The sequence below is a fragment of the Paenibacillus sp. sgz302148 genome (assembly GCF_056120465.1).
Genome location: NZ_JBVYOJ010000002.1, coordinates 162,784 through 176,711 on the forward strand (window position 1 = coordinate 162,784; position 13,928 = coordinate 176,711).

Here is a 13,928-nt window from a genome sequence, read left to right on the forward strand (position 1 = left end):
ATGCACAGCCCCACTAGTTTCGTTTATTATTTTACAATGTATTTAGGAAATCAATTTAGTATTGATACTCGCTTACGCACATTACTGGCGATATTCTCTACCTTTTTCTCAATCTCACCTCTAGTATAGTACAGATGCTCAAGCAGACTATAAACTCCACCAGCAGTCATTTCATTCACAACCCACCCAGCGTCATACCTTATCACCCGTTCTGCCGGTGCCCCTAGATTGAAAGTAATAATTGGGTAACCCGAGTAAATTGATTCGCTTGTTGTATAGGAATATGTTTCCGGACAGAGCGATGGAATAACAACAATAGATATCCTATGTTTCTCAAGCAAATAGGATATTTGTTTGTTGTCGTATCTTCCTGTAACTTCAAGAACCCCATCCTCGCTAACATAGTAATCATGATGTCGATTCGTTACTCCAATAACTATAATTTTTATCGGAAGACCATTTCGCTTAACCTCTTCCTTCAACTCATAGACTATATTTGCACCCTTATACTCGCCTAGCGCACCAACAAAAGCGATACACAGTTCATCTTGATGAATAAATTCAGGTCTGTACGTATATTGGACTGGTGTAGTAAGAACATGTTCTTGAACATCAATTTGTAGATCAGGATAATAACGATTTACAATATCTTTCGTACTATTGCTCGGAGCGATGACTTGACTTGCTTGCTTTAAAAATAGATGGAATCGACTTCTCCATTGTTGAATATTAATTGTGTCAGCACTCATATTGATCCAAGGTTCTGTGATCAAATTTTTCTTAATACATTTTGCACATTTCCTAAGATCCGTTTCAGCAAAACAGTGATTTCCATCGCCATCTAGCAAAAAATAACTAGGACAAACGGCGAAATAATCGTGAATAAAAAATGTATACTTTGCTTCAGAGTATTGTATATAGTCCATTATCTCGAACAACGGATATGTTACAAGTTGATTGATGAATATATGTTTTATATTCATCAATTGCAACAATTCGTTAAAAATCACATCGTTAATCTCATTTCTAGGTAACGAATATATGATCTCCTGCTTGTAATTTTTATCGATAATTACATATTCATTGCCACGCAATTCCAGTACGTATACTCTCTTTTGATTGAGAACCTGCTCGATATATTGATCCTGATAAAATTTGGAGCCTCCCCCCAAACTATGATTAATAAACATAACGCCTTCTTTGTGGCTGTCATTTCTAGAGATCATAGAAGTAATTACAACATTTCGTACTGGTTTAATAGGATCTTGAGCTATAAACCGATGAACCCAAGGGATGTAATCAGGATATCTTTGATCGATTATTTTTAAATTTTCTTCCATCCGTTCTTCCCTTTTTTTATCCGTGCGCTGACTAAAACTAACCCCATGTTTATGGTAAACAAACAGGTTTGGGGCAAGAACATTACTGAATCCTGCTTGGTGAGCCCTTAGACACCAATCATTTTCTTCTCCATAACCTTTACCAAATGCATCCGCATCGAAAAGTCCGATCTTATCTAAAACTCCTCGATTAATTGCCATACAAAAGCCTACAGCAGAGGGAAGTTCAATTGGAATATTAGAGCCATATTTCTCAAATAGTTGATCTAACTCATCTACTGATAGATTTTCCGGCAATTCATTATCTTCGCAGAAATTTGGGAAAGAACATGTTGTTGCACTATTCGAAAATGGGGTAACTGATGCAATTGTATAGTCCCCGAGTATCGGCATTATTAGACGGCTTACCCAATTCTTTGGAACCTCAGTATCTGTATTTAATAAAATAACATGGTTTCTTGAGATTGCCATACCTTTATTTACATTTCGAACAAAACCTAGATTCTCTTCGTTATGAATAATTACGAGATTTTGCATTTGACTTGGCTTTTTTTTGCCATTTAATGAATCCAGTAGCTCTTTAACCCTCGGATCTGGACTGCAGTCATTTATTAAATACAAGTTATATGTTATATCAGTATTTTCGTACACCTTTTCTATGCATTTTTTAGTGTAATCATAAGCATTATAAATTGGTATTATAATATCAACGGTTGGCATTATATCTGTGAATATAGAACGATTTTCTTTTTTTAAGGATCGTAGAAAATAATTAGTTCCATCAAAAGATGGCTCCGAATGAAAACTATTCACCTCGCTCGTTACCTTGCTCTCCATTTTTGAAAGCAATGCTGTATAGTTTCCACGTTTTAAATGGTACATTATTTTTTTGAAATTAGACTTAGTTAAAAGTCCTTTGGTTCTCTTGGGATTGGTTAGAAAAGTAAAAGCAAGCTTCATGGCTTTCCTTCGTCTAGAATTTATCGGAAGCAGCTTATCTCTAAGTAAGTAGTAATGTAAGAGAAATCGATACCCATGAGAGTTCTTAATCAAGGCCAGTTCGCTATCTTTATGATTGATATTATCAAATAACCGTTCATTTTCTTCAATCTGTTGATTGTAGGCAACTTCCTTAGTAGCAACTTCCGCCCTCAAATCTTCATTTCGTTTACTCAATAAGTGAATATCTCGCTCCATATTCTTTTTGTCGATCAGTTCGATCTCTAAATCCTTAACCCGATTATTTAACAATTGAATTTCGCGTTCCATATTTTGTTTGGCAATCAGGTGGAGCTCTAAATCCTTAATCCGAGTATTTAACAATTGAGTTTCGCGTTCTATATTTTGTTTATCAACCTGGTTGTTTTCAATTTGTTCATTCAAAAAACGAATACTCGATTGCATATTTTCAGTTAAACGAACAATAGATTCTATCATACTCGCTTGCAGCTTCTCGGAACGCATACGTATTCTAATTACCGAAGGAACTATGATTTCTCCATAACCATCAAGAATTAATTGTGGATCACTATTTAGTGCAAGAAGCTTGAGGCAATTACTATTGCGATTAAGCAGTAAAGTATTTTCTTTAAAAGAGATTCCCTCAAAACCATTCTTATTGCTCCACTCATAGAAAACTTGCTCGGTGTCAATTCGCATTAAATTGATGTTTTCGATTTCAATAAAAGATGGAGTATCCGTTACATCAAACCTAATCGCTCCATTGGCCGCGGCGGAGATTGGGATAAGGTACTCATGAAATTGTCCATCTGCCCTCCCGGCTAAGGTTAGAGAATTTTGTTCTGTATAAGCTCCGGAATTTGGATAATAGATTTGTATTTTAAATCGATTATGTATTCTACTCGATGATGCTAATACTTTTGAGTATTCTATATAATCATCGTACAAAGTAATAATTCTTTCTTTAAATTCGATTTTATCTGCATATGAAATATCCAAACTTGCTTTTCTTAGTAGTTTGCAGACTTCTTTGATCAATATCGGCATATTATCATTATCATATTCCGTCTTACTATGGCGCAAAGAAGGTTTAATGAATTCAGCTAATCGATTTGAGAGTAACTCTTCGTCAACTATCCATTGTAAACCGAGGCCATTCCAGGTTTGATGAAGAATGGGCATAGGATTCTCTATATATTCGTTATATTCAATTATAACTTTTTTAGTGTTTTCAGCATGATATAAATATGTTAATGTGTTTAATCCCCACATTGCATAGGATTCTTCTCTTGTGAATAAATCCCGTTTGGACAAAGAGTTCGCAACGTCAATTGGATTACGAAGAACAACAACTATTCGTAGATTAACGTTAAGTTCTTTCAACACATCAAGCCATAACGGCAACAAAAGACAAGTTCTGGGATCTTTCCACGCCCATAAATCATGGGAGATGAACTCTCTAATAATTAATGACTTTAGCTCCTCTTTGAATGGAACTACATCTGGTGATTTCCACCACATCGGAGGAAGAGGCGCAAGGGTATGCCAAGCACTCGAATAAAATTCTAGTATTTTATCATGTATATCAATTATTTTGGTATGCTCCCAAAAACCTTCGGGATTTTCATAATTTCCGGGAACGAGATCATCTTCCTTACCTAAATACGCGCCAGCTAGATTAAGCCCTCGAGTTACAGAGGAAGTACCACTACGGTGCATACCAAGCACACAAATTGCAGTAGATCTATTTGAAATACTCATGAAGTGATCCTCCCATGATTGCTCAGGATATTTGCTTCAATATTAAAATCAATTATAGCCGTTGACATTGGATTACCGTTGCTTATAATTTTGAAAGCCGATATATCAATTTTCCTATCTAAAAAAATCTCTTCTTCAGCAACCATCCCAAGTACACCAGCATTCAAAAAGTAGATACCTGCATTCAGTTTAGGGGTTAGCTTAAATTGAACATTAACGGTTTCCCCCTCAAGAATAACGGGAATCCCTTCCCCCAATTTCGATGAAACTGCCCCGCCCAAATCAAACCCACTGGAGGTTTTAATCAACATGGCAAATCTTACATTATAACTCGTTTTCGAAAACTTGACGCTATACGTAAATATATATTGCTCGCCTGGGAGCAAAAGATTAACCTTTTCCCCTTTTAATGCTGTTATACTTGCATTAAGTATTTCAGCTCCTGCGGGTTCATACCTTATTGTTTCCTTGGGAATCAAATAGGGATCATACATTGATTCGACATTATCGTCTATCTCCGATCCCACATCCGTTTGAACAGGCGTGGCGTGATTTTCTTTTTTACTTTTTGCCAGTTCATAGATTTCTTTACGAACGGCACCTTTCTTTTCCGTAGGTGCATATAGCAGTTTTTGGTATAAATTAACCACTTGTTTGCTCGGGCCAATAATAACTTCCTCTCCAGAATCCAGTAACAGCGCTCTATCACAAAGCTCTATCACTGCACCTCCTGAATGAGATACAAACAAGATGGTACCACCTTGCTTTTTGAAATCTTCAATTTTTGCAAAGCATTTTCTTTGGAACAGCTCGTCACCTACTGCAAGGGCTTCATCAACAATTAATACTTCTTTAGGAATGACAGCCTGAACTGCAAATGCTAAACGGACTGCCATACCACTTGAATATGTTGAAACTGGCTGATCGATAAAATCCCCAATATCCGCGAAAGCAATGATCTCTTCGTACAATTCATCAATCTCTTTTTTATTTAATCCAAGTATTGTAGCATTCATATAGACATTTTCTTTCCCCGTAAAATCGGGGTTAAAACCACTCCCCAATTCAAGCAGAGCAGCTACCCTTCCTGTAACACTTATTGATCCGCTTGTTGGCATTAATGTTCCTGCAATTATCTGCAACAAAGTACTTTTACCAGAACCATTTCGACCAACAATGCCAAATGACTCACCCTTTTCTAATGTCAAAGAAATATTTTTAAGGGCCCAAAATTCCTTATAAAATGTTTTATGTCCTCTGAGGAGAGTCTGCTTTAATCGATCTGCTGGTTTTGAATATATTTGATAACACTTACTGACTTGATTAACTTCTATAGCAATTTCGGATTTCATAATTTGTCTCCTAAAAAGTTGTTTGTTTCATATAACATCTGGTTCTTTTAAAGGACATCAGCGAAACCTTTTCTTGTTTTCATAAACCAAATATACCCCAAATATAAAATGATCAGGCCGATTATACTGCCAATAAAAAGCCAATTCCAATCTGGTTGTTTCCCCATAATCATCACATTACGCAAATCTTCTACCACAAAGCTAATTGGGTTAATATGATACAAAACCAAGAAATCTTTAGGAACATTGGACACAGGATAAAAAATCGGACTTAAAAACATTAGCGCGGCAATCGATACGTTGATAAGTTGCCCCAAGTCTCTAAAATAAACGCCCAATGAAGAAAAAAACCAGCTCAAACCTAACGAAATGAACACTATTGGCAATATAACAATGGGCAACAAGATAACTGTCCATGAAAGGGTTCCATAGATAGCCAATAATGATAAGATAATAATAAATACGTTTATCATTAAGGTAAACAACGCTGAACAAAGAACGACAACTGGCATGATCTCCAGAGGGAAAACAACCTTTTTTACATAATTCACGTTTTCTGTGATTATACTAGGAGACCTAGTAATCATTTCTGAAAATAGATTAAAAGCAGTCATTCCACAAAACAAGATAACAGCAAAATCTAACTTACTTCCCTGTTCGATGCCCCATTTTGTCTTAAATACGACGCTGAATACGAATGTGTATATAATCAACATTATTATAGGGGTAATAAACGACCACAGAATACCAAAAAACGAACCTCGATAGCGCTTGATGATATCTCTCTTGGCAAACTGTTGAATTAAATCACGTTTGCACCAGATAAATTTTAATAGTGATAATGGACTATAATAATCTCTCATAAGCTCCTCCATTACTTTATAACTAGCTGTATACCGCTAATAAGAATAATCCCAACTATCATTATTTTCAAATATTGGCTGGGCACCCTTGACGATAGCTTACTTCCCAGAATAACGCCGGGGATTGATCCAATTAATAACCCGAACATTAATTGAAAGTCTATATTTCCATTTAAAATATGAATAGCCCCTGCTACACTTGCAAGCAGAAAGGCATGAGCTATATCCGTTCCAACCAATTGAGCAGCACTTGTTCTGAACATGTAATATATCACTAGTGCGAACAATGAACCCGAGCCTACTGAGGTTAACCCAAAAACAAATCCGAATATGAAACATAGGATTATTGATAAAATTCTACGTTTACCAATCTGCTCTTTATTCAAAGGTCTGATGACACCGTTTTTGAAAATTAAAATCTGCAATAGCATTGCCAGCGCTACAATAACTAATGTAAATCCAAGAATATTTATTATTACTCGTTCGTTCGACCTAAGATACTCACCGTATCTTGTAATAACTACGCCAGATATAAGCACCCCTGGAATACTACCCAAGGAAAAATGACCTACCAAGGTCACATTCACATTCTTTTGCTTAATATGTTGAATTGTACCAAATAATTTAGTAATTGCATTATACGCCATATCGGTGCCTATAGCCAAAATCGGCTTAATGCCCAAAAACACGAGTATTGGTGTTAACAAGGCTGCCCCACCTACACCTGTTAAACCAACTAAAATACCAACAAAGAACCCAACGATCGGTGTTGTTATAAATGATTCCATAATAATTGTTTTTCAAAACTAAAGGAAATCTCGACCTTTTAAATAATTCATGATCTTGGAAACGGACTGTTCTATTGATAGTTGATCAGTTTCAACAATTATTTCCGGATTAATCGGTTCTTCATAGGGGGCAGAAATCCCCGTGAAATCTTTAACAATTCCTTTTCTAGCCTTCTGATAAAGCCCTTTAGGATCACGTCTCTCACACTCGTCCAAACTACACTTTACGAATATTTCAATAAATTCATTTTCTTCAAAAAGCTGTCGTACCATCTCGCGATCCCCCCGATATGGCGAAATAAAAGATGTAATCGCAAATAATCCTGCATCAACAAACAGTCTTGCAACCTCACCAATCCTTCTAATGTTTTCTTTACGATCCTCGGGACTAAAGCCTAAGTTCTTGTTTAATCCATATCGTATATTATCTCCATCCATCACATATGAACGGATTCTTTGTTCGAATAATCTTTTTTCCAACTCTATAGCAAGTGTCGACTTCCCTGACGCAGATAACCCCGTAAACCAAAGAATACAGCTTTTATGTTGATTTAACCGATATCGATCCTCTCGTGCTATTTTACTTGTAGACCAAAATACATTTTGTGATTCTTCCATAGCTAGCCTCCGAATTAATTACAATATTTGCATTCTCAAGAACCCCGAAAATACATCGTGATAACATTTTTGGTTAAATGTAGGATGGGATGTGATTTTTCCTTAAAAACTTGTTAAAATAATATGTATCTCCGCAAATTTACGACATAATGTCCTGATCCCTATAAGAATATATTTGGTCAAATGTCGAAGCATGTTACTCTATATAATATTAACAAAAAAAAAGTCACGGCGATACCTTATTTTATGGAATTATTTTACTCATTTTCTATTTCGAAGAAATATCGCTGGCCGTTTGGTTGTGATTTCAATTGGGAGGGATTTTTCGCAAGAAAAATAACGAAAAGCTATCTTTACTTGATTTAGCTCAAATTGTTTAATGTTGCTGGCTTTCGCAATTTCACATGGTTTTTGCAAATCTGTAAAACTCGGACAAAGGAATCATATTCAGCTATCGCTAGATTATTTTCCACCTGATCTAGTGGTAATAGATTCGGTAGTCTGGTTACCACAAGTACCGCAATAATATGACAGCCCTTCATTGTGAGGATAATTGTCATACTAAACAAGAAAAAACCACATAGTATTATAATTCTTGGAGGACGTTATGCTACCCTATATTCAAAAAGACAAGCCATCATTTATCAATTGGTTGCAGACCATCATGGTAATGCTGTTTCTGATCATCGCTCCATTTTATTTCGCATTATTCAACGGTTACGAAATCTACTACGAGTATAGCATTTACTTCTCTGTCCTTTGGGCATCTATACTATTGCTCATCGTTTCCGTCCGATTGTTCAAAGGCTGGCAGCTCAGCAACAGTCGAGACTGGTTAAGCATTATCGTTTGGCTCATTCCATTGACTTATGCGGTTTCAATGAGCAATGCTGCTTCCCCGCACTTATCGTTGAATATGTTGTATCTTAATGTCATGTACGCCGCTTTTTTTGTATTCGGCGCCTATTATGCGGTCAACCGGTTCGGATCTGCTGTGCTACAGAACGTGATTACAATCATTGGCTACATTGTTGTACTTTTCGGTTTTGCGAACTTCTTCGGCAACGTATATTACAGGGATGCCGTTATGCTCGATCAAGGCATTCGATTAACATCAGTATTTCAGTATGCGAACAGTTACGCCGCTTTCGTTATTGCCATTCTGTTTGTTTGTATATATTATCTCGTTACTCTACAAAAAAGGTCATACATACTCATTCACGGCTTCATGCTTGTGCCTTTAATCTTGTCATTGCTACTTACTCTTTCACGCGGCGGAATCGTTGTGCTGCCGGTCATTTTCCTGCTCGTGCTTCCATTCATCCCGATGGTACGACAACTGTTGGCCGTCATCTATATTGGAATAGCCGGTCTTGTTACACTTACTATCTCCGGCAAAATTACTGAATGGGGCATGCTAATCGCCAATAAAGTGCTCCCAACCGCAACTCCTGATTGGCAAGCTGATACGTTAAGCCCATTCGATTCTCCATCCTTGTCTAGTTGGGGATTGCTCCTTGGAGCTTCGATCGCTACCACGCTCATCGTATTTATTATCCATACTTGGTTAGCGCCATGGCTTGAAAAAAAACTGGAGCGGTTCAGCAAGAATAAGTTTTCGCCAATCGCTTTACCTGCGATTTTTATCATTTTTGGCGGTATCGGTGTTTTCCTACTCTTTGGAAATACGGGATTTACAAAGATTTTGCCCGGTACAATCAAAACACGAATTGAGGGCATTAACTTCAACGAAAACAGCGTACTCGAACGCTTCACGTTTTACAAAGACTCAATCAAACTTGTTAAAGATTACCCAGCCTTCGGAGCAGGCGGCGGCGGGTGGGCAGTGTTATACGAGAAATATCAGAACAACCCGTATACAAGCCGTCAGGCTCACAGCTTTTTAATGCAAAGTTTGGTTGAAACCGGTATTGTCGGGTTTGTAGTACTGCTTCTCTTCCTGACATGGGTGTTTTACAGCTACATTCGTAATTATATTAAAAGTTCAACAGAGGAACGTGAGCGTCATTTCGTCTTTTATATCGTGGCCATTTCATTGCTCGTCCACAGCGCTATTGATTTTGACATAAGTTATGCTTACCTGGCAGTACTCATCTTTTTATGCATGGGCGGTATGATATCAAGTATTAAGTCGCGAGTCACCAATATTGATAACGAAAAGAAACAATCGCCGTTTCGACTTCTTTATCCGATTTCTACTGGTATTGTAGCAATTATTATGGTTTATATGATGCTTTTTAACTTGAAAGCAAATGCCTTGTATAGGGATACTGTAGAGCGCATTACAGCCAGTGAAACTTTTGAAAAAGTTATTGTCCCGCTGAACAAGGCATTGGAAATACAACCATACCATCCTGATATAAATTTAAAGAAAATCGATTTGTTTATATCTGCATATGATCAAACGAATAACGAGATTTTCAGCAAAGAAGCTAATCGCTTGATCGAACTTATGAAACAACATGAGCCGAATAATCGTTCCTTTATTGATCGAGAATTTTTAATTGGAATGAAAATGGGTGACAAGACACGTGCACTGAATGCCTCCTTAGAAGGGGTGGCGAAATTACCTTGGGACATCGATATGTATGACCGATCAATGTCACTGCTCTTCGAACACGGTGACAAAGCGCGTTTAGATAAGAAGTCCGATTTACAAAATCAACAGTGGGATAAATTACTCGAGTTATATTCAACGGTTAATCGGAAGACAGAGGAATTAAAATTATTGCCGAAGGGGCAACTTCAGGGAAGGCCATTTGGTATAACACCGAATATGAGTCTCGTTGCTGGCCAAGTTTACTTCATTCGCGGCGATTACTCGAATGCGGTTATAACTTTGAAACAAAGCCTACCTGAAGTTCTCGACAATAAAACCAATGTAAGTCTTGCAAGGTGGTATTTAGCCGCGCTTACGAAGATGAATCAGTCTGATGATGCAGTATACGATAAACTTATCCAAGCTGACCCGAGAGAAAAAGAATATCTTGAAGGCATTGTGAATTACAATTTTTGAATTCCATAATACAAAAACCACGTTTCGATTGAAACGTGGTTTTTGTATTATCATCCCTCAATAGAATAGTTGCCGCGTACTAATACTATAATTCCGTTCTTCTGCTTAGGATCTGGCATAACCCCTCGTCCCTCTCTCGGCACAAGTATGAGATGATTTTTCTCAACGGTTTCCCCGTTCTGTATGTCTAGACCCGATGTTAAATCTGATACTCCGCTGCCATCTGCACTATGAACAACAGCCTTGCCTGTTCTAACAATATATTCAGCGCCTTCAGCCAGAATTAATTTCTGTTTAGCTCCAACTGTAACCACTTCAATATTATTAGTACTTGGATTCTTTTGGTTCATTTCTTTGCGGAAATCATCAAGCATTTGCTGCATTTTTTGTTCATCTACGGTCTGTTTTCCTAATTCCGATTTAACGATCTGCTGAACTTTCTCATCGACATAGCTTTTAGTCACCACAGGGTCAATGATCGAGCCCGGTTTATTACCAGACTCGATTCCTTCCGCATTAGACGAAACAATTGAACCTAATACTATTCCAATCCCCAACGCCCCTAGAACTACGAATATTTTGGGCAACGACTTTATCATCTCTCTCCTCCTACATTAATAATTTAATAGTTTATAGGAAGAGTATAATAATAACTCTTAGTTCCAAGCAAGCGTTTATGTCCTTCAAACTCGTCATAAACATTCACTTTATAGGTGCCGAATAATTTATCCTTAGCTATAGCACCGGCAGTAGCAATAGAATACTCTGCTGTGTTTCCGCCTAAATTCAATATGGAGTCTCCTCCTTCTTCAAGCGAAAACGATTTACTGAATGCAATTCCTGTACTTGTATCTACAATTTCGATATTTAACTTATGGCCTTTTACAACGAAATCATAGTCAGAGTTACGTTTTAATGTGTAATAGAAATGAGCCTTTAAATCTGTAGAGCCTGATAAGGCAGCTTCGAAATTATTAATTGAAATCGTATACGGATAAATACCCAGATCCGTTAAATCTGTTTTTACCGGTTCATCAGCATATGGAATATCCAACTGAGCCGCATTGACAAAATAATTCGGTACTCCCTTAACAGGTGTAAAAGAGTTATCTGTTACCGCTTCTCCAATGATAAGTTTTGTATTTCCTGCACTATAATCCTTAGGAAGCTTGACCCAGATCGCTGTAAGCACCTTTCCTTCAGGTTGTACGATTTCTTCTGTTGATGTAATGGTTGCCGGCAAATATAAGCCATCAGTTGTTTGATAATACGCAATTAATGTTGGCAGATATGTGTTACGTTTCTCTAGATTCTGCTCTACAAGCTCAGCGTATACCAAATTAGTCGTTAATGCATTATATACTTTAACTTTATTTATTAATAGAGACGTATTTCTTCCGGGTTCAGGTACAATATATGGGTCTCCAATACCGATGGTTTTTAACGCATCATTAGCTTTTCCATTTCCCAGCTCTGTAATATCGGCTTTTTCTTCGCCTAGTTTCTCTTGTAGAGATACACTGATAGATTTGTAATCGGCTGTATAAGGTACTTTAGAAACTAGATAAATAATTACTTCTGACATTGGTTTAATGTTCACAGAGTTTTCAGGCACAATTACAAAAGATTTTTCGCTGTCTTGTTTAAAGCCATCAAGATTAAAGAAACCATCTACGGAAATCATTGGCAACGTTTGTAGAGAATTGTTCTTAATTTTGATTTTTGCTGCCAAAACATCCCGATCGTTCATCGGTAAACGTTGAATCGACTGTAATTCAAAATTGTAATCGCCGTTGCTATTCGTGTAACGATACTGTGTACCAACAGTTGGAGTTCCTTTAGACATGTCAGGTAGTTTGTACGACGCAATTGGGTATCTCAACTGGTCCGGTTTATCCTGCACTTTAGGGTTGTATAAAAGAAGAACAGCATTATTAATGTTAATTTCTTTTGGCATCTTGGCCGATAGCACAAATTCTTTATCATTGCGCGGGTTAATCACCAGATTATTAAGTGCATTAGTCGTAATTGGATATGTAATGCCATCTGTCGTACGAATGGCAAATTCATAATTTGGGACCGTAATGGATTTATTTCCGCTATTACTCATATTAAAAGTAACCGTAACATTTTGGCTATTCTGGTTTGTATTATTTAATGCGCGTTTCACTGATGTTTTAAGAGCTGTATTGTCAACAGTCAAGGTTCTTTCCTGGTTAAATGGAGTTACAGTGCTGTCTGTAGTTGCTTTAGGTAACATTAGTGAAGCAAGTGAAGTCGTTATTTTATCAGCTTCTTCCTCTTTAGCAATAACAAGAGACATTTGATCTAAAGAAACATTCTTTCGTAAAAGTGCATTTAATTGAATTTGTTTCTTGTCTTGAGGAAGTAACTTCTCATCCGTTTGTATTGAAGTTGTACTCAGCGGAAATAGAAGCCCGCTTTTGCTTTTCAGCATAAACTTGTAATTTATATTGTCTAACGCAGTAAATCCGATGTTCTCAAGGTATAAATTTAACGAAAGTAGGTTGTGTTCATCAATCCCATTTATGGTAAATCCTTCGACGTTTGCTTTCAGCTTTGCTCCTGAAGTTCTAATAATTCCTTTAGATCCGACTGGAACATCTACACTATAGTTCTTGGGGGCTACAATTTTTCCAATTGTTTTTTCAAAATTACTTGCCGAAAAATCCCATTTTATGATATCGAAGACCAGATCTTCTAGCTTCACATTATCACTTACGTTCATGTAGAAATGAAAAGTTGTAGTTGCATTTGCTAAAATTCTTTTTTTGTCTTTGTCTTGTTGAACTAATACAGGCTTGTACTGGCTTCCATTTTTATTTCTGGCTTTTATCCAATAATCAATGAAATTAATTTCGGAATTATCCTTGTTAGTGAAAGATAGGGTAAATGTAATTGTTTTCCCTTGACCCGTCTGCATCATGTTTAAATCATATATTTCGATGTAGCTTTTTTTCGAAATATTCACCTTATTTAGAGCGGCAGGTCGAAAAATTGTCTCTTTTGGGGCAGCAGCTAGTGTCGTAACATTCGAATTCTGTGCCGCTGCAACATTTGGAATTGCAATTGAGCATACTAAGCTTGCAGCCAGCTGTAAACGCAAAAACTTATTAAACTTCGTTTTTGACATCTTTGATTTTACCTCCATCTTGTTCTAGCTCATTTATTTAAAATTATCATAAATA

The 13,928-nt window shown here is 36.9% G+C and carries 8 protein-coding genes; 1 reads left to right on the top strand and 7 read right to left on the bottom strand.

The window, feature by feature from the left end; genetic code table 11:
* Nucleotides 1-50: 50 nt before the first annotated feature.
* From AC0LWM_RS04380 to cysC, 5 genes are read right to left on the bottom strand one after another with little or no spacing between them, the layout of a single operon-like run.
* Complete coding sequence (locus AC0LWM_RS04380; RefSeq protein WP_474673684.1) at nt 51-4,061, bottom strand: glycosyltransferase; 4,011 nt, start codon at nt 4,059-4,061, stop codon at nt 51-53.
* The gene (locus tag AC0LWM_RS04385) at nt 4,058-5,413 is read right to left on the bottom strand and encodes an ABC transporter ATP-binding protein (protein WP_474673685.1); all 1,356 of its coding nucleotides are present in this window, start codon (nt 5,411-5,413) and stop codon (nt 4,058-4,060) included. The genes AC0LWM_RS04380 and AC0LWM_RS04385 overlap by 4 nt, the downstream gene beginning before the upstream one ends.
* Nucleotides 5,414-5,460: 47 nt before the next feature.
* Nucleotides 5,461-6,276 (bottom strand): ABC transporter permease, encoded by an 816-nt coding sequence (locus tag AC0LWM_RS04390; RefSeq protein WP_474673686.1) that lies wholly within the window; start codon nt 6,274-6,276, stop codon nt 5,461-5,463.
* A gap of 11 nt (nt 6,277-6,287) precedes the next feature.
* The gene (locus AC0LWM_RS04395; protein ID WP_474673687.1) at nt 6,288-7,064 is read right to left on the bottom strand and encodes a sulfite exporter TauE/SafE family protein; all 777 of its coding nucleotides are present in this window, start codon (nt 7,062-7,064) and stop codon (nt 6,288-6,290) included.
* A gap of 18 nt (nt 7,065-7,082) precedes the next feature.
* Nucleotides 7,083-7,682 (bottom strand): adenylyl-sulfate kinase, encoded by a 600-nt coding sequence (gene cysC, locus AC0LWM_RS04400; protein ID WP_474673688.1) that lies wholly within the window; start codon nt 7,680-7,682, stop codon nt 7,083-7,085.
* Between the two features lie 607 nt (nt 7,683-8,289).
* On the opposite strand from cysC, the gene AC0LWM_RS04405 reads away from it, so the two are divergent.
* Nucleotides 8,290-10,719 (top strand): O-antigen ligase family protein, encoded by a 2,430-nt coding sequence (locus AC0LWM_RS04405; protein WP_474673689.1) that lies wholly within the window; start codon nt 8,290-8,292, stop codon nt 10,717-10,719.
* 50 nt (nt 10,720-10,769) lie between these two features.
* Here the strand turns inward: AC0LWM_RS04405 and AC0LWM_RS04410 are convergent, their stop codons facing one another.
* Nucleotides 10,770-11,318 carry a hypothetical protein gene (locus AC0LWM_RS04410; protein WP_474673690.1) on the bottom strand — a complete coding sequence of 183 codons (549 nt, stop codon included), beginning with the start codon at nt 11,316-11,318 and terminating at the stop codon, nt 10,770-10,772.
* Nucleotides 11,319-11,341: 23 nt separating this feature from the next.
* Nucleotides 11,342-13,873 carry a hypothetical protein gene (locus tag AC0LWM_RS04415; protein ID WP_474673691.1) on the bottom strand — a complete coding sequence of 844 codons (2,532 nt, stop codon included), beginning with the start codon at nt 13,871-13,873 and terminating at the stop codon, nt 11,342-11,344.
* Between the last annotated feature and the right edge of the window lie 55 nt (nt 13,874-13,928).

Coding starts and splice junctions, on each gene's coding strand:
- AC0LWM_RS04380 (WP_474673684.1), bottom strand. CDS start 4,061: ATGAGTATTTCAAATAGATCTACTGCAATTTGTGTGCTTGGTATGCAC.
- AC0LWM_RS04385 (WP_474673685.1), bottom strand. CDS start 5,413: ATGAAATCCGAAATTGCTATAGAAGTTAATCAAGTCAGTAAGTGTTAT.
- AC0LWM_RS04390 (WP_474673686.1), bottom strand. CDS start 6,276: ATGAGAGATTATTATAGTCCATTATCACTATTAAAATTTATCTGGTGC.
- AC0LWM_RS04395 (WP_474673687.1), bottom strand. CDS start 7,064: ATGGAATCATTTATAACAACACCGATCGTTGGGTTCTTTGTTGGTATT.
- cysC (WP_474673688.1), bottom strand. CDS start 7,682: ATGGAAGAATCACAAAATGTATTTTGGTCTACAAGTAAAATAGCACGA.
- AC0LWM_RS04405 (WP_474673689.1), top strand. CDS start 8,290: ATGCTACCCTATATTCAAAAAGACAAGCCATCATTTATCAATTGGTTG.
- AC0LWM_RS04410 (WP_474673690.1), bottom strand. CDS start 11,318: ATGATAAAGTCGTTGCCCAAAATATTCGTAGTTCTAGGGGCGTTGGGG.
- AC0LWM_RS04415 (WP_474673691.1), bottom strand. CDS start 13,873: ATGTCAAAAACGAAGTTTAATAAGTTTTTGCGTTTACAGCTGGCTGCA.